The sequence below is a fragment of the Streptomyces sp. TG1A-60 genome (genome assembly GCF_037201975.1).
GTDB lineage: Bacteria > Actinomycetota > Actinomycetes > Streptomycetales > Streptomycetaceae > Streptomyces.
Genome location: NZ_CP147520.1, coordinates 7,531,687 through 7,555,357 on the forward strand (window position 1 = coordinate 7,531,687; position 23,671 = coordinate 7,555,357).

Genomic DNA, 23,671 nt, shown 5'->3' on the forward strand with positions numbered 1-23,671 from the left:
TGACAAGTACTGGGCCTTGGCTCAACATCACGCTTCCCCAGGAGCAGGTCCTCGGCCGCAGCTCGGCACAAGCCCGCGAACAAGGTCTCGCGCCGCTGGAGCGCGTGGGGCTCGCGGACAAGGCCGATCAGTACCCGAACCGCTGTTCAGGGGGACAGCAGCAGCGCATCGCCATCGCGCGCGCCCTGGCCCTCGACCCCGAGCTGGGCCTAGAGGTACTGAACGTGATGCGCGAGCTCGCCGACGAAGGCATGACCATGGTGGTGGTCACCCACGAGATGGAGTTCGCGCGGGACGTCTCCGACCACCTCGTCGTCATGGCCGACGGGGCCATCATCGAAGAGGGCAGGCCCACCGACATCTTCGCGGCACCCACGCACGCCCGGACCCGGCAGTTCCTCAGGGCGGTGGACCGCGATGGGGTCTGATCTGGTTCTCACCATGCTCAGGGGCGTGCCGACGACGCTGCTGCTGACCGGCACGAGTCTCGGGATCGGGATCGTGGGCGGGCTGCCGTTCGTCGTGGCGCGCGTCTCGGACCGGCGGCTGCTCCGCTTCCTGTCCCGCTCCCTGATCGAGGTCTTCCGGGGCATCCCGCCCCTGGTGTGGCTGTTCATCATCTACTTCGGCCTGGGCAACTCGCTGCCCGGGATCGACCCCCTCGAGGCGTCGATCGTCGGCATGGGCCTCATCTCCTGCGCCTACATGGCCGAGATATACCGCGGCGGGCTCGCCGTGGTGCACCACGGCCAGTGGGAGGCCGGCCGGGCCCTGGGCATGAGCAGCCTGGCGATCGTTCGCAAGATCATCGCCCCGCAGGTCTTCCGTATCTCCGTGCCGGCGACGGCCAACCCTGGATATTCAGCGGAATTGGGTGACCTGACGCCCCGATAGCAGAATGGTGCCGCTGACCTGCGAGGATGCGAGTGTCTACGTCGTATCCGCTGCAAGAATCAGGGCACCAATCTGGTGAGCAAGAGTACAGGGTGGGACCGTCGGCTGTCCGTGGTGGCTGACGGGAAGAGACTGATCGGGCATGCCGGTGCGGTGCTGCTGCGCCGGTGCGCGGACCGCACAGGGCTCACCGGGGCGCTGGCGAAGGAGTTACCGTCCAGCACAGCGGCCGGCTGGCGGGAACGGGCGGGCGTCCTGGTGCACCTGGCCGTCGCGATCGCGCTGGGGGCGGCGAACCTGTCGGAGGCCGAACAACTCCAGCTTCATCACCGGCCGTTGTTCGGGCCGTCGGCCTCGGACTCCACCGCTCGCCGCACCCTGGCCGCGCTCGACGAGACAGTCCTGGCGAAGATTGCGAAGGCGCGGGCGCGGGTGCGCCGGCATGTGTGGAGTCTGCTGCGTCTGCGGCCGGGCGGCTTCCCCTGGCTGACGGTGGCGGGCAAACGGCTGACCGGCTGGATCGTCATCGACATCGACGCCACCATCATCACGTCCGCGTCCAAGAAGGCGGGGGCAGCAGTCACCTTCAAAAAGACGTTTGGGTTTCATCCGCTGGCCGCGTGGTGCGCGAACACCACCGAATCGCTGGCGATGCTCCTGCGTCCGGGGAATGCCGGAGCAAACACGGTGGCCGACCACATCACGGTGCTCACCGACGCCCTCGCCCAGATCCCCGGCTCCTCAGCAGCGAAGATCCTCATCCGGCTGGACGGGGCCGGGGCCACCCACGGGCTGCTGGAACACCTCGAAGCGTTGAACACCACGCGGCGTACGGTCCGCTACACGGTCGGCTGGACGATCACCGAAGACGACGAGAAGGCCATCGCAAAGCTGCCCAAAAGCGCCTGGGAGACCTCCCTGCACCAGGACGGCAGCCTCCAAGAGGGCTACTTCGTCGCCGAGTTGACCGGGCTGAACACCCGTGAGGGCTGGCCGGAGGGCATGCGGCTGATCGTGCGCCGCGTCAGGCCCACCCGCCGGCACCTGAAGAAACTGACCGCCTTCGAGAAGAAGACCGGCTGGCGGTACTGCATCACCGCCACCAATATCCGGCACATGTGGGGCATCGCCGGCTCGGGCCACAGCCAGTTCCTGGACGTGCTGCACCGCTCGCACGCCAAAGTCGAGGACCGGGTCCGCACCAACAAGGCGACGGGACTGGACAATCTGCCGTCCGCCTCCTGGGAAGTGAACCGCGGCTGGATGCTCGCCGCGAACCTCGCCGCCGATCTCGACGCCTGGGTTCGGCTGCTGGCCCTGCACGACATCGAGGGCCTGGCCGACGCCGAGCCCAAGACCATGCGCTTCCGCCTCTACCACCTGCCCGCCCGCCTCGCCGACCACGCCCGACGCCGATGGCTGCGCATCGACGCGACCTGGCCCTGGGCCCAAGCGTTCACCACCTGCTGGCAGCGGCTCACCGCCCTCCCAGCTGTCACCTGACAGCCGGGCACTGCCCCGACAAGCACCAGGAAGGAGAAGACCGGCAGCACTCCGGGCCCGTGGAACCCGGCGCACCCGCGGCGTCACGCGACGGCCCACCTCGAACGGCCCGAGGACATTACGGGCGAACTGCCGAGCAGGCCAGCCACCGAACCCCGCTGACGAATCGAGGCCAACTGTGCGACATTCCGTGAGTTCCCCTGAGCCCTGCTGAGTCTCCGACCCCGTGGCCAGGTGGTTCCTCCTCCTTGGGGTGCTCAGCAGCTCTATGACGTAACTTCGGGATTCTTGAAGCGTTCTCACCTCATCCGACTGATTCGCAGTCGGGCCGAAGGCGAGGAGGCTCGGGTTGGCGGCGCTGGCGGTCGTACGAGACCTGCGTGAGCACTGGGTGCCCGCGTCGGCGGAGGAGCTGGAGCGGTTCGAGACCGACGTGTTGTCCGGGTTCGTCCTCGCGCGAGCGTCGGCAGGTCTGGCGGATGGCACGATCCGCGGGGACGTCGGGCACCTGGAGCAGATCCGCACGTGGTTCGGTCGGCCGCTGTGGGACATGGAGCCCGCCGACGCCGACGCGTACTTCGGGAAGGTGCTGCGGAACTCGCCGAGCGGGACCCGGCTGGCCCGGTCGCAGGCGCTGACCACGTACTTCCTGTTCCTGGAGCTGCGGCACAAGGTCGAGCTCCACCGGATGACCGGCCGGGTGGCCGAGTGCCCGATCGACGAGATGAACCGGCCGCGCGGAGCCAAGGACGCCCAGCTGCGGATCCCGCCGACCGAGCCGGAGGTCGGGACGCTGTTCACCGGCTGGGGCGGCGAACTGGCCACCTGCCGCAAATTCGCCCCGACCGCCCGGAACTACACCGCCTCGAAGCTGATGTCCCAGGTCGGCTTGCGGGTCAGCGAGGCATGCATGCTCGACCTGGACGACATCAAGTGGAACCTGGGCCGCTTCGGCAAACTCCACGTCCGCCATGGCAAGGGTGCCCGCGGCTCGGGCCCGCGTGAGCGGATGGTGCCGCTGATCAACGGTGCCGGCCGCACCCTGCGGTGGTTCATCGAGGACGTGTGGGGTCAGTTCGACGACGACCACACCCGTCCCGGCGCCCCGCTGTTCCCCTCCGAGCGCAAGAACACCGACGGCTCCTCGCGCCGGGTGGGCGACGACGCCCTGCGCGGCGGGTTGAAGGAGGCGGCCAAGGCGCATCTTCCGGGCTGGGGCGAGCGGCTGACGCCGCATGTTCTGCGGCACTTCTGCGCGTCCCAACTCTACGAGAACGGGCTGGACTTGCTGGCGATCCAGGAGGTTTTGGGACATTCCTGGATCGCCACGACGATGCGGTACGTCCACGTGCAGCAGACCCGGGTCGAGGACGCCTGGGCCGCTGGGACTGAGCGGGCCGCGAAGCGGCTGGAAGGGCTGATCCGATGAGGTGGAACCTGCGGCTGACGGCCGCGAACAAGGGTATTTGGAAGGCGTCCGAACTCCAACGAAGCCTGGCCGAGCATGGATTGGTGATCTCGGCCGGGAAGATGTCCGGGCTGTGGTCCGGCCAGCCGGTCTCCCTCAAGCTGGAGGACCTGGACGTCATCTGCGTCGTGCTCGGCTGCGAGATCGGCGACCTGCTGATCCCCGAACCGGACAAGGTCACCCGGCCCGGCGAGGAGACCGTCCAACAGACGGCCGTTGCAGCGACGGGGCCCTCGGTTGTGCCCCGGCGCCGGGACGGGCGCTCGCTCCCGCCGATGTGATGGCCTACGTCCTGCCCGCGGGGAAGTGCAAGTGACCGACCAGCTGCCCAGACTGCTTCGGCTGGGGCGTACTGCCCGGCCGCGCGTGCAGTGCGTGCCAGAGCTTCCGCCGCAACGACGAACCCTCCGAATGCGGCGGCTGCCGCCGGACGGTGCGGTTGAAGAAGGGCTACTGCCGCCTGTGCTGGCACCAGGCGAGCCAGGACGCCAAGGGCGAAGTCACCGTGCTGCAGCCCTACTTGGAGAAGGTGCGGTACCACCAGCTGTTCCTCATCAACCTGCACCGCCCACGGCAGCCCGGCCCTCCCATCGGCAGGAACGGGAGGCGCCGGGGACGCCCGCAGACTCCCGACCCCGCCCCGGTGCCGCCGCCGGCTTCCGGCTGGCGCCAGCCACCGCTGTTCGAGGCCCACCGTGACTTCACCCGGTTCGACCGCCGGAAGCACGCGCGACTGGACAACCCCTGGCTGGCCTGGGCCCGGCATGTCGCGCACCGTCTCGGCGAGGCCCACGGCTGGCCCCGCCGAGTCCGCCTCGACGTCGACCGGGCCTTGGTCATCGTCCTGTCCGGCCACATCGCGGGCGAAGTCCTCCGGTACTCCGAGCTGTTCCCGGCCCTGCGATCACGGGGGCTCAGCGTCGAACGCACCGCGGAGGTGCTCGACCACGTCGGCATCTTCCACGACGACCGGCCCTCGTCGTTCGACCAGTGGCTGGAGCGCAAGCTCGACGGCCTCGCGGCCGGTATCCGCCGCGACGTCGAGACGTGGGCCCGGCTCCTGCACGACGGCGGCCCCCGCTCGCACCCCCGGGACGTGCACACGGTCTGGGGCTACCTCAACCGAATCCGGCCTGTGCTGCTGGAATGGTCCAACCGCTACGACCACCTGCGCGAGGTCGCCCGCGACGACATCCTCAGCCACCTGAGCACCGTTCACGGCTCGCAGCGCAAGCACACCCTGGTCGCCCTGCGGTCGCTGTTCACCCGGGCGAAGAAGAACGGCACGATCTTCAAGAACCCCACCAGTCGCATCCGGGTCGGCCAGCAGGAGCACGGCGTCATCCAGCCACTGGACCCCGGGCACGTCCAGTCCGCGGTCACCGTGGTGGCCCGGCCGGCGGACCGGCTGATTCTCGCCCTCGCGGCCGTCCACGCCGCCCGCCCCAAGGCGATCCGCCGTCTCCAGCTCGACGACCTCGACATCGGCAACCGCCGACTGGTCATCGACGGCCGCGTCCGGCCCCTGGACGAGCTGACGCTCCAGCTTGCCCTTGCCTGGCTGGACTACCGGCGAAAGCGCTGGCCCGACACCGCCAACCCGCACCTACTGATCAACAAGCACACCGCGCTGGAGACCGGGTCCATCAGCGGTGTGTCCGTCTCGGCGGCACTCCGCGGCCAGACCGCCACGCTGGAACGGCTCCGTGTCGACCGCCAGCTCGAAGAAGCCCTGGCCCACGGCCCCGACCCGCTCCACCTCGCCGAGGTCTTCGGCCTGGCCGAGAAGACCGCGATCCGCTACGCGGACTCCGCGCGGGCACTACTGGAACAGGCAGCCGAGCACTCGGCATCGCCCTCAGGGAAAGAACTTGGCCCGGATTGACGCGACTTGGAGTCGGCGTCAGCAAATCCTTGGGAGAGGCGCAGGCACTCATCCCAGGCTTCAAGAAAGCTCTCGTAGGTGTTGAGGCGTTCTTGGCGCATCCAGTGACCGTGCTCGACGGCACCTTGATCCTGTACTTGCCGCCGGACGGCTTCGGCGTTCTTTTCCGCGCCGAACTTAGCTGCCCGCGCCCCAACAACCGCTCCCAAGCCGGCTGCCACTACTGCGATGGCGAGAGGAACCACCAAATCCGTCACGGCGGCACATCATGGCTGCTCAATCAGTTCAAGGGAACACCGCGTCGTACGGCCTGACAGCAGGACCAACGGCATCACAGCTCGTCAATCAACCGCGAATACATGAACATGTCCCGGCGTTCGTCCCCCACCTGTTGCCATCCACGCAGCACCGAGCGCAACCCACGCGGAGCAACCTCACCGCTGCTTCATCAATGACGACAGAGGGTGTCGGATTTACGGCCGACGATGGACGTATGCGCGAAACCCCAGAAGAACTCAACAAGCTCCAGTCCCTCCTCGACTCCTCCCTCTCCGGCTCGACCGCACACCTCCGCTCGATCGTCGAGGGCCGCACCATCACGGCGGCGCAGCTCACCGGGGTCCTCACCGGCATGTGCACGCTCGCCCTCTCCACGGTGACCGCAAAGGGCGAACCGCGGATCAGCGGCGCCGACGGGCACTTCCTGCACGGCCGGTGGCACTTCGGCACGGCGCGCAACGCCGCCAAGGCCCGTCATCTCGCGGCCCGTCCGGCCGCCAGCGTCGCGCACATGCGCGGCGAGGACCTCGGCGTGTTCACTCACGGCACGGTGGAGGAGCTGAACCCCGAGGACGCCGAGACCACGGCCGACTGGCAGGAACTCCTCGCCTACTTGAAGGACTTCTACGGCGACGACGACGCCTTCGACTGGAACCGCGAGGTCGTCTACTACCGGCTGAACCCGCACTGGATGACCGTCTACGCCCCCGACCTCGACAAGCTCACCGGCACGTGACGCCGGGCCCGTCGACCAGGGCCTGCACCTGCGCGTACGTGGGTGCGGGGCCGGTCGACGGCGCGCCGTCGCGTACCGCCAGCGCCGTGGCGACGGCCTCGCCCAGCGCCTGCCGGTACAGCAGCGACCCGAGGCTGCCCCGCCCCCAAGCTCTCAACTCCTTCCCCAAGCTCTCAACTCCGCTTCGCTGCGTTCGAGCAGGGGGCCGCTCAGCGTCTTGCCGGTCCAGGGGACCAGGAACGGCAAGGTCGCGAGTTGGCCCCGAACCCACGGAAGCAACTCCGCAGAGCACGACGACGGACCTTTGAGTTCCCACCGAGAACCCTTCAGTTTGCGTGAACTTACGGGACTCTAGGGGTGCCGGTAAGAATGCTGTCACCAGCCGCAAACGGCGGTGATCAGTCCTCGGACCTGGTGGGTTGGGGCAGTCCCGGCGTGCTCGTTGCCTCAGTGAGTGCGAGGCGACCGCCCTTCAGCTCGGGCACGTAGTTGTAGATCGTGTTCCTGGAGACGCCGAGGAGCTTCGCGATCGAGGTGACGGTGTTCTCCGGGCGGGCGAGAAGGTCGCGGGCGTGACGTACCTGCTCCTCGGTCATCGCCGGCGGGCGGCCGAGCCGGGCGCCACGGGCGCGGGCGGCGTCCAGGCCCTCCTTGGTGCCCTGCACGATGAGTTCGCGGATGAACTCCGCCAGCGCCGCGAACACGTGGAAGACCAGGCGCCCGCCGGGCGTGGTCGTGTCGAGCGCCTCGTGCAGCGAGGTGAAGCCGACGCCACGCTTGCGCAGGCCGGACACGATCGCGATGAGGTCCTGGATGGAACGGCCGAGCCGGTCCAGCGACGGGACGACGAGGGTGCCGCCCTCGCGCAGGTAGTCGAGGGCCTTCCACAGTTCCTCGCGGTCGGCGTTCTTGCCGGACTTCTTGTCGGCGAAGATCCGGATGCACCCTGCTGCGGTGAGTGCGTGGATCTGCCGGTCGAGCAATTGTCCCTTGGTGGACACGCGTGCGTATCCCACGAGACTGCCGGTCCGTACGGCCGGAACGGGGGCGAGGAGATCGGCGGTGTCGTCGTCCTGGGGTGCCTGCACCCGCCAGATCGTACAGAAAACGGTGCTCCTCAAGTTCTTGAGCACATCGACTTTCTGGCACCGTTTTATGGACATGATTGTGACCTTCAGGGCTTCATAGCGTCGAATCTTCAGCGGTAATTGACGCGTGGTCACTCACCGAGGGCGGCTGACGCGGTTCTCGTACTCGCGAGCGGGCTCCGCTCGGTCAGCGGGAGGTGCGGCGCCGGGCACGGTGCTGCCACAGGTCGAGCCACCAGTCGCGCCGGTCGCGCGAGTCCTGAGGAAACACTCGCTCTGCGAGGCCCACGCTGGCGGCGCCGGCCACCAGTACCAGCGCGACCAGTGTGACCGCCCACCACGGTGCACCAACGTAGGCGAGCGCGGGTATGGCACCGGCCGACAGCGCACCTCGACCAGCCATCGTGGCCCGACCGGCTCCCGCCGTGCGCCGGGTCATCGCGACCCTCCACAGTTGCCGATCGGACCACGCTGCCGGTCATGACCACTGGCCTGCTTCGTCGCGCGGGCGGGCTCTTGCTCCGCTCGTCTGCGGAATCGGCCCACTCGCACATCAACTCTCGAACTCATACGTAGAGGGTGTGCCACACCCTCAGGTATTGTCGATCCGTGACACAGAAATCAGGAGGGTTCGGCGCGTCCTCGGGCGAATGGAACGTCGCCGGGTCGAGCTTCGATGATTACGGGGTTACCGGCTCGGTCTTCTTCATCTCCGACAGCCGGCCCGGCATCTGGCTGTCCCTGACGCTCGTCCTCGACGACACCGAGACCGTCACCGGCGTGGAGATTCGCCTGCAGCACCCCGAACGGCCTGCCGATGCAGCCATCGGCACTCGCCTCCTGCGATCGGTGCCGCTCGGCGAACTTGCCCACGAGGCCATGAAGGAGCTCCGCGACCGGGCTGACCGAGCAGTCAGCCCGCAGTTTGCGGCTAACCAGGAGCAGGCACTGTTGAGGACCTTGGCATTGCGTTCGAAACCCATAGGGCACAAGCGGCCTGGTCGCCGAGGACGGCCTCCCGAGTACTACGCAAGGCTGGCCGTGGAGTACGAAAGGTGGCGGCAGACAGGTGATCGTCTCGCGGTCCTGGCCCGGCGGGAGAACATGTCGGAGTCCGCACTGCGGGCAGCGCTGAACACTGCCCGCAGCAAAGGGTTCCTGACGCAGGCGCCACGTGGCAGAGCAGGCGGTAGCGCAACCGAGGAAGCGAAGGCCGTCCTCCGCGCCGCCGAATAACCGGTCTCTACTGGTGGGCTCGCGTATTCAACCATCGCCAGTTCTCGGAGGAGACGGTGGTGAAGATGACCGTGTGTGATTGCAAGGTGGTCGCCGAGGGCGTATCGGCTCCAGGTTGCTAGTGATCGTCGGTGCACCCGTACTGCCCCCAACTCAGTGAGCCGCGTGCCCGGTCGACCTTGATACGGCCGTGGCTGAGGACGTACGGGGCCGTGACGAGACTGGGATCCGTCTGGACAACAGCGAGGGCGAGAGCAGCGACGCTGGTGTCAAGTGCCGGTTCGGCGCCCAGGAGGATCTGGTCGAGGTAGGCAGCGTAGTGTCGTGCAGCGCCCGGGCGGTGGTCCAGGGCGGATCTGGCATCACGGAGCTGCTGCTCGGTCAACTCGCCGCTCCGGCGCCCGCGCTGACACTTGCCGCACAGGCGGACCAGCCGCCAGGGATTGGGCGCCGCCGGCTCCCACCTGGTTTTGCGGAACCCCGGCGGCCACGGCACCGTGTCGGGATCCTCCAAGAGGATGATGTCGAGGAGCCGTCGGGTCTCCCCGCATACGCAGCACTCAGGGCTGAGTGCGTGAATCAGGCCCCGGGTGGCATCGGACAGGGGCGGCCACGACTCGGCCTGGTCGGCGCGAGCGAGAGCCTCCTCTTCTTCGTATCGCGCCTCCTGCCAGAGCCGGTCAACCCGCCGATCGATTTTGTCTCCTTCCTCCTCGGGGTTGGCGTTGGGCCTGTATCTCATCAGTTCCGCCAGATAATTGACGATCGCCATCACAACTTCGTGGCGGGGCAGCTCCGGCTTGCTGAAGGCGTTATGGACGGTCCCGGTAGCCCGCGAGATGCCGTCGGCGATTCTCCGGACAGTGGGCTCCCCAGCTCGCCGGTGGAGCCTATGCAGCTCCTGATTGAGGTCTCGGCGCGCCCCGGGAGGCAGCTCGGCCGGCTTGATCACCCCAGATCGGCCCATGTCACGTTCCTCCTTCACTCTCGTGCACTGTGCGGGTGTTGAGTATCAGCTGTCGGCGGTCTCACGCTCCGCCGCGCAGCGAATGCGGCGTCGACGCCACTGGAACACCCGGCGGGCGCCCCAGATGATCAGCGCGACAAGGAGGCCAGACACGACGTTCTCTACGATGGTCATGGGATAAGCCTCCCAACGCCCCTGGGTCGGATGGACAGATATGAACAGCGGATTCATATCTACGGGCCGTCCCGGTCTGGCCACTGTGCCGGAGGCCACTCGACTCCGGCTGCGACCAACTGACCATCGTCGGCGGTACTGTTGGGCTCTCGTATCAGCCGTCGCCAGTGCTGGCCCCGGAGCCCTGGCCCGGACACCAGGGACCAAGTAACCCGCCAGTAGGCTTCCGGGGGATCTGGTCACTCGCCGAGGGTGTTGACGCGGTTCGCGTACTCGCGGCGGGCCTTGCGCTGTGCTGGGATCGCCGTGGCGTTGGCGAGCAGCTGGCAGCGGTCAAGGAGTTGGCGGTGGACCTCTGGCGTGGTGCTGACCCGCAGGGTGTAGCCCTGGCCGCGTCGCACAGTCACGCCCTGGTCGAGCGCGCCGCGCTCGACGGGCTCCAGTTCGGCCGCGGAGGAAGTCCGCGACCTTGCCCGGCATGTCGAGGACGACCGGTAGTTCCGGAGCCGGGGCGTCTTGGTCGGCGGCCGTGTATTCGGGCAGGAGATCGGCGACGGCGGTACGGATGGCACCGCGGCTGACGTCGTGGTCGCGGGCGAGGCTGGCGATGGACTGGCCGCCCAGGTAGGTGTTCCAGTAGTACTCGCCGAAAAACCAACGGAGTAGCCCCTGACCTGCGGGGACTCCCGCTCCCCTTCAGATGCCGCTGCCAACGGCGTTGACGCGGTTTGGGCGGTCTCCTGGCGGGCGTGGCCCGACTGCTCGCGGTTGTTCGTTGGACGCGGGGCGGATTAGCAAGCCCCGCGTACGCTGCGATCTCATCGCCGGTCGGCTGTTTATGGAGGCCAACCGGAATACGTCAGAAACTTGTCGTAGGCTCTATCTCTTCGATGCATCCGTCGAGCGGAGACCGAGGTCCCACTCGGCATGTGCGCGGCTTGCCATGTTCAAGAGAGCCGCTCGAAGAGCTTCACGGTTCAGCCCTCGTCCTTTCATTGCGTGACAGTTGGGGCACAGCGCGACCATCTGTACCGGGTGGTCACGGCCACCAGCAGTGATCTCCACGATGTGGTCGACCTCTAGGATGGGTTGCCCGTCGTCAGTCACATCAGTCGGCTGGCCTCCGCAGGTCGGGTTTTCACACCGTCCCTGGCACCGCAAAAGGACAGCCTTCCTGGCGTCCGCCAGACGAACCGGGCGGCGGTTTTCCTGTTCAGTGCGGCGGCCATACGTTGCCGCCTCACGCCGCTCGACGGACTTGACGAGCTCCCGGTACTGCGCAATGGCCCGACTTTTCGCGATGGCGCGGGCATCTGAGGCGACCGCTGCGCTTGCCGGAACCGTGTGGACAAGGGGGTCCTGCGTCAGATAGCTGTCTTCGCACTTGAGGTGTCTGGACCGGCCTTCGGCCAGCCCTGGGCGGTCACATACAGAGCACCGGCGCTTCCCTGACAGGCCTGTGGCACTTACTGGCATCGCTCCTGATCGCGCGTGCCCATCAGACTGAACTGCTCTGGACTCACGGGATTGATACGTTCCTGCCTCGTCCGCGCCAGTCTGGAGACCCATGAGTAGTTGTCCGAAGTGACTTCGCCATATGTCCGCCGTCTCTACGACCCACGGCAGGTCTCGCCCGTTGGGTTTCCACCTTTTCCATTCAGTGACTCCGTACACCCCTGTTTCGATATGCACTGAAGCAAATCGCCCGCCTTCCCGCCTCGGATGCTGATGGGTCAGCGTCCCATACCTCGCGTGGCGTCTCGTGCCAAACTTGCGCAGCTCTCTGCTGACTGAGTCGAAGAGGGCATCGTCATGACTAGGAGATTCACCGCTTATCCACAACACCACACCGATGCGCGCGAAATGACCGTCCTTATTGCAATCATGGTTGGGATCCCACCGGCCGAGGTGGATGAATAGTTTTCCGTACATGAATTCTTCTACTGCAACTGCTGTTGCAGGGCCCGTGATAGTTGCCCCCTGCACACCCAATCGGTTGGTCGCGTTCTTCAAGAAGCGGAGGCGCGCCTTGGCAATTTCACCTTGCAGTTCACCCGGAGAAGGATCTGTCACATCGTCTCCCTTGCCTTGGCCTTGAGAAAGTCACCCAACGCGGACTAGTAGGCCCCCAGTGTCCTAGCTCAGACACCAGCCGCAAAGTAGCCACGAGTGAAGCTCAGGCCGCAGGTTGGCCGGGTGTCACTCACCCGAGGTTGTTGACGCGGTTCTCGTACTCGCGGCGGGCCTTGCGTTGCGCCGGGATCGCCGGGACGCCTTGGGTGCCGTCGAGGGGCTGGGAGCGGGTGAGGAGCTGGCGGTGCACGGCGGGGACGGCTGTGACACGCAGGGTGTAGCCCTGGCCTCGCCGTACGGTCACGCCGTGGTCGAGCGCGGCCCGCTCGGCGGGGTCCAGGTCGGCCGCGCGGAGGAAGTCGGCGACCTTGCCCGGCATGTCGAGGGTGACCGCCAGTTCCGGGGCCGGGGCGTCCTCGTGCCCGGCGGCGGTGTGCTCGGGCATGAGGTCGGCGACGACCGTGCGGATGGCGCCCCGGCTGACGCCGTGCTCGCGGGCCAGGGCGGCGATGGACCGGCCCTCCAGGTACGCCGTGCGCACGGCGTCGGTTTTCCCGGCCGAGATGGCTGGGCGGCGGCCACCCTTGTTGCCCTTCGCCTCGGCGGCCCGCAGTCCGTCGTAGGTCAGCTCGCGCTGGAGGTCGCGCTGGAGCTCGCCGGCGGCGGCGAGGGTCTGCACCATGAACTTCACCGTGGACAGTAGCTCTCCGGTGCGCAGGTGACGGGCGGTGAGGTCCATCGCGGAGAACGCGCCGTCGTGGATGCGCAGGGCGAGACGATCGCGGTGAAGGACGTCGAGCACGTCGAGGATGTGCTGTGTGCCGCGTACGAGGCGGAACATCTCGGAGATGTGCACGGTGTCGCCCGGCCGCGCGTACGTCAGCAGCTCGCTGAACTTCGGGCGCTGGAGGGGGTGGAGGCGGCTGGAGGTGCCCGGGTCCTCCTGGAAGACGACGGGGTCCTCGATCCCGGCCTCGTCCAGGACGAGGTTCTGCCGGGCGGTGGACTGCTGGTCGGTCGAGACCCGCTTGTAGATCAGGTTCGCCACCGAGGGGCTCCTTCCGTACGGAGGATCGGACCCTACCTGTCGTCAAACCCTGTCATCAATCACCATCGGATCTGATTGGATTCGGGCCGCCGTGAACCCCCGGATTGCACGGGGTCATTGGACGCGTCCGCCGCCTGTCGTCAAACGAACGTTTAACGACAGCATCCAGCCGAGCGAGCCAGCCGGGGACCGGCGAAACATAGTGCGGGGGCGCGAAAGTTCGCGGGCGCCGGGTTCGTGCGCCAGTGCGCCGGTGAGGGACAGACCCGGCGGGCGGCACGCTGGTGGACATGGCGACATCGCCCGTCAGCCTTGCGGCGCTGGGGAATCTGACCGGTTCCCAGCGCGAAGTAGCGATGCGCCGGTTCGCGGTGTTACGGCCTCATCTTGAGGACGGGGTTCCGCTGGCGCGGGCCGCCGCCGAGGCGGGCGTCGCCTGCCGGACGGCGCAGCGGTGGGCTGCCGCCTACCGGGATCGGGGTCTTGCCGGTCTCGTCCGCGCCCGGCGCTCGGACGCCGGTCACCGCCGTGTCCCCGAGGAACTTCGTCACCTGGTCGAAGGGCTGGCCCTGCGCCGACCGGCACCGCACCTGACGTGGGTGCACCGCAGGGTCACCGAGGTTGCCAAGGACCAAGGCTGGCCGGTGCCCTCGTACAGCACGGTGTACTCCATCGTCCGCGCGCTCGACCCCGCCTTGGTGGTGCTCGCGCACGAGGGGGCCAAGCGGTACCGGGAGGTGTATGACTTGATCCACCGCCGAGAGGCCGAGGGCCCCAACGCCGTCTGGCAGGCCGACCACACCCAGCTCGACCTGTGGGTGATCGCCCCCAGCGGCAGACCCGTCCGCCCCTGGCTGACGGTCATCGAGGACGACTACTCCCGCGCGATCGCCGGGTACGCGGTCAACCTCGGTGCCCCGTCCGCGCTGAACACCGCGCTCGCGCTGCGCCAGGCGATCTGGCGCAAGCCGGACCCGGCCTGGCACATCTGCGGCATCCCCGGGGTCTTCTACACCGACCACGGCAGTGACTTCACCTCCGCGCACATGGAGCAGGCAGCCGCCGAGCTGAAGATCCGCCTCGTCTTCTCCCTGCCCGGCCAGCCCCGTGGCCGCGGCAAGATCGAGCGCCTCATGGACACGGTCAACACCCTGTGCCTGTCCGACCTGCCGGGATACGCACCCCGGGACACCAAGGACCGAGCCGGGCAGGCCCGGCTCAGCCTCGCCGAACTCGACCATGCCCTGGGCGCTTTCTTCGTCGGCACCTACAACCAGCGCGAGCACGGCGAGACCGGACACCCGCCGCAGGCCCGCTGGGAGGCCGGTGCCTTCCTGCCACACATGCCCGACGCCCTCGAACAGCTCGACCTGCTCCTGCTCACCGTGGCCAAGCCCCGCAAGATCCACCCCGACGGCATCCACTTCCAGTCCCTGCGCTACCTCGACCCCGTCCTGGCCGCCTACGTGGGCGAGGACGTGACCATCCGCTACGACCCCCGCGACCTCGCGGAGATCCGCGTCTTCCACCAGGACCGCTACCTCACCCGCGCCATCTGCCCCCAACTGGCCGGCACCACCGTCTCCCTCAAGGACATCACCACGGCCCGCAACGCCCGCCGCCGCGAACTGACCGGCACCCTCAAACAGCGCACCAGCGTCGTCGACCGCCTCCTGGCCGTCCACACCACCCCCGAACCACTCACCAGGCAACCGCCGCCCGAGCCCGAGGAATCCCGGCCCAGACTGCGCCGCTACCGGGAGGAGTAGGCCATGGACACCCCCGACGCAGGGCGCCACCAGGCCAACGATGAAGAGGTCCCCGAGCCGGACGTCCCCGTCCCAGCCCCGTTCGTCATCACCAAGGAACACCGGCGCTTCACCGAATTCGCCGACGCCGTACGCCGGGACCGGTACATCGGCCTGTGCTACGGACCTCCCGGCGTCGGCAAGACCCTCTCCGCCCGCCACTACGCGGGCTGGGACGAAGTCGCCCCGTACCTGGACGAGTTCACCCTGATCGACGGGCGCCCCGTCCCCAAGAGCGCGCTGATGGCGCGGACCGTCGTCTACACACCGGAGGTCTACAACACCCCGCGCAGCGTGCAGAAGGCCATCACCTTCTACCAGGACCGCCTCAACTACGCCGTCCAGCTCGTCCACGACGGCGGCCTCGGCGGACCGGACACGGCGGCGCGCTTCACGACGCGGTCCGCCCGTAACACCGAACTCCTCGTCGTCGACGAGGCCGACCGCCTCAAGACCCCGAGCCTGGAACAGCTCCGGGACCACTACGACCGCACCGGCGTCGGTGTGGTCCTCATCGGCATGCCCGGGATCGAGAAGAGCCTCGCGCGCTACCCCCAGCTCTACAGCCGCGTCGGCTTCGTCCACCATTACCGGCCGCTCTCCCCGAACGAACAACACCTCGTCATCGCCCGGCACTGGCCCCACCTCGCCCTGGACGACCTCGGAGACTTCACCACCGCCGAAGCCGTCGCCGTGATCACCCGGATCACCAGCGGGAACTTCCGGCTCACCAGCCGCCTCGTAGCCCAGATCGAGCGCGTGATGGACATCAACCAGCTGTCGACCGTCACCGCCGAAGTCGTGGAGACCGCCCGCGAATCGCTCGTCGTCGGAGTCCTGTGATGGCCGCCCGCCTCATCGGCTACGGGCTCTGCACCCTGCGCGAGCCTCGCCCCGCCGAAGCCAGTGCACTCCTCACCGCAGGCTGTCATGCGGTCTTCCTCGACATCACCCACCGCACCACCAGCCCGAGACCCGCCCGGGATGCAGCCTTCCGATACGCCCGCCCCGGCGACTGCATCGTCATCGTGCGGCTCTCCCGATTCGCCGCCGGCCTGCGCAACCTGCACCACCTGCTCCACCAACTCGACGACGCGGGCGTCGGCCTACGCTCCGTGGACGAACCGATCGACACCACCGCACCCGACGGTCACCTCGTCCTCTGCGCCGTCGACGCCACCCTGCAACTCGAAACCTCGTGGATCTCCGAAGTCACCGCCGAAGGCCAAGCAGCAGCACGGGCACGCGGACAACGCGTCGGGGCTCCGCCCAAACTCACACCCGAACAAGTAGATCTCGCCCGCCAGATGCATGCCGCCGGGCACCCCGCTCCCAGCATCGCCGCCATGCTCAAGGTCGCAAAATCGACCATCTACCGCCTCGTACGGCAGCCCCCCGACGCCGTCGAGAACTGACAGCCGGTACCTCACTTTCCAGCACGGCTCAAGCAGACGGCGTAACCGGGGACCGCAGGCCGAGCCACTGCTCGGCGTCCCAGGCATGGAACCGCTCTACCTCGGTGAACCCCAGCTTCGCCGCGAGGCGCATCGAGCCGACGTTGGCGGTCTGGGTGGCGAGCACCACCGGCTCGCCGGGAAGGACGCCGTCGAACCAGTCGAGTGCCGCCGCGCACGCCTCGGCGGCGTACCCGAACCCCCACGCCCGTGGCAGGAACAGGTAGCCGAGATCGACCTTCCCCGCGGCAGCCGGGCGACGGTGCTCCGTTGCTCTCCTGAGCAGGATCTCACCGATCATCGCCCCGTCGAGATCGACGACGAAACACCCGGGCCATTGCCCAGGCACCTCGGGCACCTCACGCTCAAGCTTGTCACGCGGGCGGGGGCCGCCGAGGTAGGTGTGCACCTCCGGCGACGCCAGCAGCTCGATGAACGCCGCACGGTCCCGGGCCTCGGACTCACGGAGCACGAGCCGCTCCGTCTTGATCGGGGCAGGTGGCCAGGCGACGGACCCTAATTCAGTCATGGCGGGCAACCTATCGGACACCCGCACACGGGCCTTCTCAACCCACGTACAAAGCCACGGCTTCGGCGTCAGATACCGCTGAAGATTCGGCAACGCGAAGCCCTCAAGGTCACAGACATGATCCGGCGCCAATCCTGCCACACACCGCCGCTTACCGATCTTGCTCATCAATCGGTCGATAGATGAGCAGTGCCACCTTGCAGGCGAGCTGAACCGCAAAGACTTCTTCGCGAATACCTCTTTGCGAAGAACTCTTTGCGGTCTACCGTGTGGCGCATGGCTGATGCAGTGGAGAGGCCGGATGGCCTGAACGTTGAAGAGGACTCGGTTGTCCTGGATGCCAAGGGGCTGCGTGCCCTGGCGCATCCGGTGCGCGTGCAGTTGGTCGGGCTACTGCGGAAGTACGGCCCGTCGACGGCCACCCGCCTCGCGGAGCGGCTGGGTGTGAATTCCGGTACGGCCAGCTACCACCTCCGGCAGCTCGGCGCGGCCGGTTTCGTCGAGGAGGACACCGAACGCGGCAACGCGCGAGAGCGCTGGTGGCGTTCGGTGCACCGGACTACCTGGTTCAACGATCCGGAGCTGGCCGAGCGGGAGCCCGAGGCCGCGCTGGCCTACCAGCAGTCTGTCGCCGCCATCTACACCCTGCGCACGCAGCAGACCCTGAACGAGCTTCAGACGATGCCCCGCGCATGGCGGAACACCTTCGACATGAGCGACTGGGCCTTGCGGCTCACGCCCGAGGAAGCCGCCGCCCTGTACCGGGAGCTGGCGGAAGTCGTCGCGCGCTACCGGCGGGACGCGCCGGAGACGGCGGCAAGTGCCCCCGAGGGAGCCGAACGGGTCGCCGTGATCACGCAGATCCTGCCCGAACTGGACGCGCCTGCCGCGTCGTCGCCCCCCTCCGGCCTTCAGGAAGAGGAAGGAAGCCCGACGTCATGACCGACGACGCATCGGAGGCCGGCGGCATACCCGGCAAGAGGTCCTTACGGCCGCTGGGCGGGGTGCTGGCGGCCATGGCCGTGTCGCTGACCGGCACTCGGATCTCCGTTGTGGCACTGCCCTGGTTCGTCCTCGTCACGACCGGCAGCGCCACCCAGACCGGACTGGTCGCCTTCTGCGAGATGACCCCCTACGTGGTGGTCAAGGCGTTCACCGGACCGATGGTGGACCGGATCGGCCCGCGTGCCGTTTCCTGGACCACCGATCTGGCCAGCGCGGCCGCCGCCGCTGCGGTGCCCCTGCTCCACGCCCTGGACCTGCTCTCCTTTCCCCTGCTGCTGGTTTTGGTCGCGCTGATCGGCGCGGCCCGGGGGCCCGGCGACCTGGCCAAGGAGGTGATGGTCCCGGAGGCGGCTGAGCGCGGCCGAGTACCGCTGGAGCGGGCCACCGGTCTGTCCGGCGTGATCGAGCGGCTCGCCTCTACCGTCGGCCTGGCGATCGGCGGATCCCTGGTGGCGCTGCTCGGCCCCCTGGCCGCACTCGCCGTCAACGCGGGCTGCTTCGCCCTCGGATCGGTGATCATCAAACTCGCGCTGCCGCGTGGCATAGGGCACACGGCCGAGGAAGCCCCCTCGGCAGCCGGGAAGACGGAACCGGGCTACTGGAGGCGGTTCGGCGAGGGCTTCACCTTCCTGCGCGGCGAGCCGCTGCTGCTTACCGTCATCGTCATGGTCGGCATCACCAACCTGCTGGACGCGGCGATCACCTCGGTGCTCGTACCCGTCTGGGCCAGGGAGTCCGGCTACGGGCCAGCCGCGATCGGCCTGATGGGCAGCGTGATGGGGGCCGCGGGAGTCGGCGGGAGCCTGATCGCGGCGATGGTTGCGCACCGGCTGCGGCGGCGGGTGGTGGTTCTCATCGGGTTCCTGCTGGCCGGGGCACCGAGGTTCCTGATCCTCGCCTTCGATGCCCCGCTGGGGGTGGTACTCGCCGTTTTCGCGGTCAGCGGGTTCGGCGCCGGCTTCGTCAACCCAGTGCTGGGGGCCGTCCTCGTCGAGCGGGTGCCACGCCGGATGCTGGGCCGGGTCAACGCGCTCGGTGACTCGCTGGCCTGGGCAGGTATCCCTCTCGGCGGGCTGATCGCCGGGGCGGCGGTGACCGCTGTCGGACTCGTGCCGGTGCTGCTCACCTGCGGCGCCGCGTACTTCCTCACCACGAATCTGGCTGGACTGCGGCCGGAGTGGCGCGAGATAGACCGAACGCGGCGGCGAGGCGTCCTGAAGCCGCATTCCAAGGAAGACGCCTCACAAGACAGTGCGAATGCAGCCACATAACCGTTACGGGAGGGAAGCGGACCATCTGGTTTTCTTCTCCCTCCCATCGCTCCTTCCGACCTCGCCCACGCTTCACGCGCGCTCAGATGACTGCTGGTCCGGGGCGCCCGTCGGAACTCGCGGGCCCGGAAGTTTGACTGCAGCAAGGTCGAGCCGGGTGTCCATGTCAAGGTTGACCTCCCCGTACGGACGCACGTGCGACCAGAACAGTGGGGTCAGGCCGCGCCGATCGGCAGGCGTGAGAAGCTCGGCCCACTCCGGTTCGCCGAGGATGTCCTGGAGCATCAGGGTGTTCACGTACACCAGCGCGGATTGCAGAATCCGCAGGCACAGCACGAACATCTCCTGCTCATCGCGCCGGTTAGAGGCGATCTCTCCGCCCTTGCCGTAGGCGATCACGCTGTTCGCGCCGTTGGAGGACTCCATCACGTTCAGGCCCTCCTCGATCTCCCGTTGAAGGTCCCGTAGCCGCAGGTAGCGGGCCACGAAGATGGTCTTCTGGGCACGGCCGACCTCCAGCATCGCCGCGTAGGTGGGGTGGGAAGCGTTGCGGGTGAAGCGCCGCAGGATCGCCTCGGTGGACGCGGTGCGGGTCCGGATCGCGGTCGCGTACTTGATCATCTGGTCGTACTGCTGGGCGATGAGTTCCCAGCGGATCGGGCGGGTCAGCGCCGGGGTCAGCTGCGGATAGGCGTCCGGCTCGCCGGCCACCGGCCGGTACAGCTTCACCTTGTTGATCCGCTTGATCCTCGGCAGCAGGTCGAAGTTCAGCAACCTCGTGATACCGAAACCGATTTCCGACTGGCCATGCGAGTCCGTGTAGTTGGCCTCGACATCCATCGTGGTGCCGTGCCGCATCGCACCCTCGATCATCGCGGCGACCTCAGAGGCAGTGCAGTTGATCAGCTGTGAGTGGATGGCCAGGGACTTCTTCTCCACGTGCCAGTAGATGAGCACCCCGCGGCCGCCGTAGCGCGAGTGCCACTCGGTAAATAGGTTCTGATCGTAGGCGCGCACGTGGGTGGAGTCGGAGGCGACTGCGGTCGAGCCCTGCCCCCACAGCGCGGTGCTGCGGGCGGCGAAGATGGCGTTCGCGATCTGGACGGCGATGGCGCGGGCGGCCTCGGCGGACAGATACCGGCGCCGCACGTACCGCAGCTCGTCCTCGGTGTGGCCGTGGCCGCCGGACGCCACGGCCTTGATCCCGGTGTTCGTGCCGTACGCGTAGATGACCAGCAGCAGGCGCTCCGCCAGCACCTCCGGCGAGAGGCTGCCGCCGCCGGAGACCGAGGTGACCGCGTCCAGGCAGCCGGTCCGCAGCACCGCTTCCTTCAGCATGTCGACGAGCGGCACGATGCCCCACCGCCTCTGCACCTCGGCCTTGATCCTGCGCAGGTTGCGCGGCTCGGGCTGGGCCTCGGCCGCCGTCAGCCGGATCGCCCCGGACTTCCGCTCCGCGATGTCCAGCCAGGACAGCTTCAGCATCCCGTCGTTGAGCAGGGCCAGCTCGGCCGCCATCTGCTCGCGCAGCTCGTTGACGAACACCGCGGCGTCCAGCGGCTTGCGCAGCTCCCGGTAGTTCTCCACCCGCCTCGCCTCGAAGTCCTGCGGCAGGTCCTCATCCGGGTTGCGCCACTTGTCGGCGCCGACCACCCAGATCTCCTTGCACTTGAGCTGATCGCGCAGAGCCTGGAAGGCGACAACCTCGTAGACCATGCGCACCACCCGGCGCCGGCCCCGCTTGTCGGCACGGTGTACGACCTCCGCCCAGTCCCCACCCATCGCCTTGTGGACCGGCACCGTCTCACCCAGCGGGTAGTACGTCGTGTTCCCCGCGTTCGCGTACCGCGCCACCAGCGCCAACGCCTCGATCACCGGCCGGTGGGCGTGATTGCTGGAACGGAACTCCAGCACGTCCAGCAGCTTGATCAGCCCGCGCCGGTAGTGGTTGGTGTACGACGCCTTCAGCGTCGTCTGCCTTCAGCGTCGTCTGCACCGTCCGCCGGTAGACCGGCCCCCGGGTCTTGAACTCGTGCACCAGCTCCCGCAGCGTCGCCTCACCCCCGGACACCGCCGGGAACACGACCTGCCGCACCGTCCCCTCCGGGGTGCCGAGCGACGCCTCGGCGAGCTTGAACAGGATGTTCTCCTTGCCCGACACCTTCTTGAACGCGTTGATCAGCTGCTCGGTGACCTTCTTCTCCGCCCGCGCCCCGATCCGGTGCACCGTGGAGATCAGCAGCTCCACCAGCGTGTCCGTGATCTCCCGCTCCCGCTCGTGCAACAGCGCGGCCAGCAACGTCACCCGCAGCGCCACTGGGTGCGTCCGCAGATGGGAAGGCGACTCCACCGCGGCCCGCGCCCTCCAGCCCGCCACGACCTTCGGCGCGACGTCGACGAACAGATCCCGTGGCAGACCGATCGCCCGCACCGCCAGGAGCTTGTCGATCTCGGTGAGCATCGTCTCCAGGCTCACATTGCCCGGCGCTTCCTTGACCTTCGCCAGCACCGGCAGCGCGTCCTCGCCCTCCGTACCGCCACCCGCGGGTCCGGCGCCGTCCTGGTCGGCGCCGGCCACCAGAGCCACGATCCGCTCAATGCTCTCCACGGTCAGCCGCGAGGAGACCAGGGCCGTCAGCGACTCCTCGGCCGCCCGCAAAGCGGCCCCCACGATCCGGTCGCACCGGCCCGCCGTGGGCGGCTCGATGCTCTCGGTGCGACAGCGCACCAGCAGTTCCACCCGGACCTGCTCGGGCCTGCGCTCCTTGTGCGCGACGTGCTCGGCCAGATACGCCGTCAGCTTCTCCGCGTCCGCGACGCTGCACTCACGGAAACCGAGGTGCTCCCGGATCTGCGCACGGTGGTACTCGACCGTGCGGCCCGTCCAGTCGTAGGACTCCAGCTCCAAGGCGGGAACCTGTACCTGCCGGGCGACGAACTCCACGGCCTCACTAGGCAGCTCTGCCCGGTTCCGGGGAAACCGGCCGTACTGCGTGTAGAACTTCAGCAGCACGGCGAAGCCCAGTCGCTTCGCACCACGCTTGCCGGACACGAGCGCCTGCTCGTCCTTCAGCAGCGTCCAGTGCTCGACGAGTTCGTCCAGGTCCAGCGGAGTACGGGCCACGATCGACGATCGTCCCCGCAGAGCTTCACCCACCGCAGCCGTACGGCCCAGGACTCACCCACACGGGTGACGCCCTCCCAAGATCATCGCCGTTTGCGGCTGGTGACAGCATTCTTACCGGCGCCCCAACTACGGCGTCGGACTGTTCAAGGACTCCTCGGTGGCCTTCGCTCTCGGCGTCACCGACATCCTCTACTTCGCGAACCAAGCGTCGCGCACGACCGGTGACGCGATCAAGCCGTTCCTGGTGGCGGCCGTCCTCTACATCGTCCTGTCGGCGGTCTGCGCGGCGCTGTCCCGCTCCCTCGACGGGCGCCTGCAGCGAAGGGTGGCCCGATGAGCTTCCTCACCGACTGGACGGATTCCTTCCCCCAGCTCTGGGACGGCCTCAGGATCGGCGCTCAGCTGGTCGCGGGGAGCCTCGCGCTCGGCATGCCGCTGGGACTGCTCCTGGCCCTGGGCTCGGCGTCACGCGTCGTGCCGATCCGCTACACGGTCATCGGGCTCGTGGAGATCGGACGCGGCACCCCGGCCCTGGTGATGCTGCAGATCGTCTACTTCGGGCTGCCGGAACAGGGGCTCTCACTGAGCGCCTTCGTCTCCGCGACACTGGCCCTGACCACCGGCGCCTATGCGAGCGAGATCATCCGCGGCGGCCTGCAGTCCGTTCCGCAGGGTGGAGGGCTACCTGTGGGTCGCCGACCTCAAGGACTACCTCGGCGGCAAGCTGAAGACGTACCCCTCAGGCGTCAACTGCTACCAGGACCTTCAGGCCGGCCGCGTCGACGTGTGTGTCGACGCCTACGGCGCCGCCGTGTACTCGACCAAGGGCAAGAATCTGAAGGTCGAGAAGGCCAAGCCCTTCGACAAGGTCGCCGCTTCCGTCGAGCCGGCCCAGTCCGCCTTCCCGATGCCCAAGGGGCACGAGGACATGGTGAAGGCGATCAACGAGGACATCGCGGAACTGCGGAGCAGGGGTGAACTCGCCAAGATCCTGACCAAGCACGGTCTGGACGCCTCCGCGGCCGAGGTCGGAGAGCCGCGCCTGATCGGCTGACCAGGGCCTTCGGACGCGAGGCCGGTGCGACAGCCGGAGAGGTGGCATCCTCTCCGGCTGTCGCCCGGTATG

Annotated in this window: 25 protein-coding genes and 1 pseudogene; 16 read left to right on the plus strand and 10 right to left on the minus strand. The window is 68.0% G+C overall.

Annotated elements, in window-relative coordinates; all coding sequences use genetic code 11:
• Nucleotides 1–23: 23 nt before the first annotated feature.
• The 8 genes and pseudogenes from WBG99_RS33180 to WBG99_RS33215 form a co-directional block, all read left to right on the plus strand.
• A pseudogene (locus tag WBG99_RS33180) lies at nt 24–428 on the plus strand (ATP-binding cassette domain-containing protein); the annotation flags it as partial.
• A complete protein-coding gene (locus tag WBG99_RS33185; RefSeq protein ID WP_338899890.1) occupies nt 418–894 on the plus strand; it encodes an ABC transporter permease subunit in 477 nt (158 codons plus the stop codon). The pseudogene WBG99_RS33180 and the gene WBG99_RS33185, both read left to right, overlap by 11 nt.
• A gap of 75 nt (nt 895–969) precedes the next feature.
• The gene (locus tag WBG99_RS33190) at nt 970–2,397 is read left to right on the plus strand and encodes an IS1380 family transposase (protein ID WP_338899891.1); all 1,428 of its coding nucleotides are present in this window, start codon (nt 970–972) and stop codon (nt 2,395–2,397) included.
• A 349-nt stretch (nt 2,398–2,746) separates the two neighbouring features.
• Nucleotides 2,747–3,826, plus strand: coding sequence for a site-specific integrase (locus WBG99_RS33195; protein ID WP_338899892.1), 1,080 nt, complete (start codon nt 2,747–2,749; stop codon nt 3,824–3,826).
• On the plus strand, nt 3,823–4,146 hold the full coding sequence (locus tag WBG99_RS33200) for a helix-turn-helix transcriptional regulator (RefSeq protein WP_328346374.1): 324 nt from the start codon (nt 3,823–3,825) through the stop codon (nt 4,144–4,146). Before WBG99_RS33195 ends, WBG99_RS33200 begins: the two co-directional genes overlap by 4 nt.
• A gap of 152 nt (nt 4,147–4,298) precedes the next feature.
• Entirely contained in the window at nt 4,299–5,750 is a 1,452-nt protein-coding gene (locus WBG99_RS33205) for a hypothetical protein (RefSeq protein WP_338899893.1), read from the plus strand.
• Between the two features lie 110 nt (nt 5,751–5,860).
• Nucleotides 5,861–6,064 (plus strand): hypothetical protein, encoded by a 204-nt coding sequence (locus tag WBG99_RS33210; RefSeq protein WP_338899894.1) that lies wholly within the window; start codon nt 5,861–5,863, stop codon nt 6,062–6,064.
• 179 nt (nt 6,065–6,243) lie between these two features.
• Nucleotides 6,244–6,765: a pyridoxamine 5'-phosphate oxidase family protein gene (locus tag WBG99_RS33215; protein ID WP_081235495.1), complete on the plus strand. Its 522-nt coding sequence runs from the start codon at nt 6,244–6,246 to the stop codon at nt 6,763–6,765.
• Here the strand turns inward: WBG99_RS33215 and WBG99_RS33220 are convergent.
• The 3 genes from WBG99_RS33220 to WBG99_RS33230 form a co-directional block, all read right to left on the minus strand.
• Entirely contained in the window at nt 6,752–6,934 is a 183-nt protein-coding gene (locus tag WBG99_RS33220; RefSeq protein ID WP_338899895.1) for a hypothetical protein, read from the minus strand. The genes WBG99_RS33215 and WBG99_RS33220 overlap by 14 nt on opposite strands.
• Nucleotides 6,935–7,163: 229 nt before the next feature.
• The gene (locus WBG99_RS33225) at nt 7,164–7,853 is read right to left on the minus strand and encodes a recombinase family protein (RefSeq protein WP_338899896.1); all 690 of its coding nucleotides are present in this window, start codon (nt 7,851–7,853) and stop codon (nt 7,164–7,166) included.
• Between the two features lie 187 nt (nt 7,854–8,040).
• The gene (locus WBG99_RS33230) at nt 8,041–8,256 is read right to left on the minus strand and encodes a hypothetical protein (protein WP_338899897.1); all 216 of its coding nucleotides are present in this window, start codon (nt 8,254–8,256) and stop codon (nt 8,041–8,043) included.
• A gap of 206 nt (nt 8,257–8,462) precedes the next feature.
• Here WBG99_RS33230 and WBG99_RS33235 point away from each other — a divergent pair, with 206 nt between their 5' ends.
• Nucleotides 8,463–9,089, plus strand: coding sequence for a hypothetical protein (locus WBG99_RS33235; RefSeq protein WP_338899898.1), 627 nt, complete (start codon nt 8,463–8,465; stop codon nt 9,087–9,089).
• A gap of 118 nt (nt 9,090–9,207) precedes the next feature.
• Here WBG99_RS33235 and WBG99_RS33240 read toward each other — a convergent pair whose 3' ends face one another.
• From WBG99_RS33240 to WBG99_RS33255, 4 genes are all read right to left on the minus strand, one after another.
• Nucleotides 9,208–10,074 (minus strand): hypothetical protein, encoded by an 867-nt coding sequence (locus WBG99_RS33240; protein WP_338899899.1) that lies wholly within the window; start codon nt 10,072–10,074, stop codon nt 9,208–9,210.
• Nucleotides 10,075–10,101: 27 nt separating this feature from the next.
• The gene (locus WBG99_RS33245) at nt 10,102–10,230 is read right to left on the minus strand and encodes a hypothetical protein (RefSeq protein ID WP_338899900.1); all 129 of its coding nucleotides are present in this window, start codon (nt 10,228–10,230) and stop codon (nt 10,102–10,104) included.
• 239 nt (nt 10,231–10,469) lie between these two features.
• The gene (locus WBG99_RS33250) at nt 10,470–10,637 is read right to left on the minus strand and encodes a hypothetical protein (RefSeq protein WP_338899901.1); all 168 of its coding nucleotides are present in this window, start codon (nt 10,635–10,637) and stop codon (nt 10,470–10,472) included.
• A 1,796-nt stretch (nt 10,638–12,433) separates the two neighbouring features.
• Nucleotides 12,434–13,351, minus strand: coding sequence for a recombinase family protein (locus WBG99_RS33255; RefSeq protein WP_338899902.1), 918 nt, complete (start codon nt 13,349–13,351; stop codon nt 12,434–12,436).
• Nucleotides 13,352–13,641: 290 nt separating this feature from the next.
• Here WBG99_RS33255 and WBG99_RS33260 point away from each other — a divergent pair, with 290 nt between their 5' ends.
• From WBG99_RS33260 to WBG99_RS33270, 3 genes are read left to right on the plus strand one after another with little or no spacing between them, the layout of a single operon-like run.
• On the plus strand, nt 13,642–15,120 hold the full coding sequence (locus tag WBG99_RS33260) for a Mu transposase C-terminal domain-containing protein (protein ID WP_338899903.1): 1,479 nt from the start codon (nt 13,642–13,644) through the stop codon (nt 15,118–15,120).
• 3 nt (nt 15,121–15,123) lie between these two features.
• Nucleotides 15,124–16,002 carry an AAA family ATPase gene (locus WBG99_RS33265; RefSeq protein ID WP_338899904.1) on the plus strand — a complete coding sequence of 293 codons (879 nt, stop codon included), beginning with the start codon at nt 15,124–15,126 and terminating at the stop codon, nt 16,000–16,002.
• Nucleotides 16,002–16,574: a recombinase family protein gene (locus tag WBG99_RS33270; RefSeq protein WP_338899905.1), complete on the plus strand. Its 573-nt coding sequence runs from the start codon at nt 16,002–16,004 to the stop codon at nt 16,572–16,574. Before WBG99_RS33265 ends, WBG99_RS33270 begins: the two co-directional genes overlap by 1 nt.
• Before the next feature lie 28 nt (nt 16,575–16,602).
• On the opposite strand, the gene WBG99_RS33275 is transcribed toward WBG99_RS33270, so the two are convergent.
• On the minus strand, nt 16,603–17,142 hold the full coding sequence (locus WBG99_RS33275; protein WP_338899906.1) for a GNAT family N-acetyltransferase: 540 nt from the start codon (nt 17,140–17,142) through the stop codon (nt 16,603–16,605).
• 276 nt (nt 17,143–17,418) lie between these two features.
• Between WBG99_RS33275 and WBG99_RS33280 the strand changes: the two genes are divergently transcribed.
• The gene (locus tag WBG99_RS33280) at nt 17,419–18,084 is read left to right on the plus strand and encodes a winged helix-turn-helix domain-containing protein (RefSeq protein ID WP_338899907.1); all 666 of its coding nucleotides are present in this window, start codon (nt 17,419–17,421) and stop codon (nt 18,082–18,084) included.
• The gene (locus WBG99_RS33285) at nt 18,081–19,418 is read left to right on the plus strand and encodes an MFS transporter (RefSeq protein ID WP_338899908.1); all 1,338 of its coding nucleotides are present in this window, start codon (nt 18,081–18,083) and stop codon (nt 19,416–19,418) included. The genes WBG99_RS33280 and WBG99_RS33285 overlap by 4 nt, the downstream gene beginning before the upstream one ends.
• Before the next feature lie 72 nt (nt 19,419–19,490).
• Here the strand turns inward: WBG99_RS33285 and WBG99_RS33290 are convergent, their stop codons facing one another.
• Complete coding sequence (locus tag WBG99_RS33290; RefSeq protein ID WP_338899909.1) at nt 19,491–21,332, minus strand: Tn3 family transposase; 1,842 nt, start codon at nt 21,330–21,332, stop codon at nt 19,491–19,493.
• A complete protein-coding gene (locus WBG99_RS33295) occupies nt 21,223–22,542 on the minus strand; it encodes a DUF4158 domain-containing protein (protein WP_338899910.1) in 1,320 nt (439 codons plus the stop codon). Before WBG99_RS33295 ends, WBG99_RS33290 begins: the two co-directional genes overlap by 110 nt.
• A gap of 160 nt (nt 22,543–22,702) precedes the next feature.
• Here WBG99_RS33295 and WBG99_RS33300 point away from each other — a divergent pair, with 160 nt between their 5' ends.
• Together WBG99_RS33300 and WBG99_RS33305 are read left to right on the plus strand one after the other, a co-directional pair.
• A complete protein-coding gene (locus tag WBG99_RS33300; protein ID WP_338899911.1) occupies nt 22,703–22,882 on the plus strand; it encodes a hypothetical protein in 180 nt (59 codons plus the stop codon).
• A 336-nt stretch (nt 22,883–23,218) separates the two neighbouring features.
• On the plus strand, nt 23,219–23,599 hold the full coding sequence (locus WBG99_RS33305) for a transporter substrate-binding domain-containing protein (RefSeq protein WP_338899912.1): 381 nt from the start codon (nt 23,219–23,221) through the stop codon (nt 23,597–23,599).
• The last annotated feature ends 72 nt before the right edge of the window (nt 23,600–23,671 follow it).

Bases quoted from the DNA above. Each gene is read 5' to 3' on its own strand.
- WBG99_RS33245 (WP_338899900.1), bottom strand. From the start codon at position 10,230: ATGACCATCGTAGAGAACGTCGTGTCTGGCCTCCTTGTCGCGCTGATC.
- WBG99_RS33270 (WP_338899905.1), top strand. From the start codon at position 16,002: ATGGCCGCCCGCCTCATCGGCTACGGGCTCTGCACCCTGCGCGAGCCT.
- WBG99_RS33275 (WP_338899906.1), bottom strand. From the start codon at position 17,142: ATGACTGAATTAGGGTCCGTCGCCTGGCCACCTGCCCCGATCAAGACG.
- WBG99_RS33280 (WP_338899907.1), top strand. From the start codon at position 17,419: ATGGCTGATGCAGTGGAGAGGCCGGATGGCCTGAACGTTGAAGAGGAC.
- WBG99_RS33200 (WP_328346374.1), top strand. From the start codon at position 3,823: ATGAGGTGGAACCTGCGGCTGACGGCCGCGAACAAGGGTATTTGGAAG.
- WBG99_RS33230 (WP_338899897.1), bottom strand. From the start codon at position 8,256: ATGGCTGGTCGAGGTGCGCTGTCGGCCGGTGCCATACCCGCGCTCGCC.
- WBG99_RS33265 (WP_338899904.1), top strand. From the start codon at position 15,124: ATGGACACCCCCGACGCAGGGCGCCACCAGGCCAACGATGAAGAGGTC.
- WBG99_RS33260 (WP_338899903.1), top strand. From the start codon at position 13,642: ATGGCGACATCGCCCGTCAGCCTTGCGGCGCTGGGGAATCTGACCGGT.
- WBG99_RS33185 (WP_338899890.1), top strand. From the start codon at position 418: ATGGGGTCTGATCTGGTTCTCACCATGCTCAGGGGCGTGCCGACGACG.
- WBG99_RS33215 (WP_081235495.1), top strand. From the start codon at position 6,244: ATGCGCGAAACCCCAGAAGAACTCAACAAGCTCCAGTCCCTCCTCGAC.
- WBG99_RS33285 (WP_338899908.1), top strand. From the start codon at position 18,081: ATGACCGACGACGCATCGGAGGCCGGCGGCATACCCGGCAAGAGGTCC.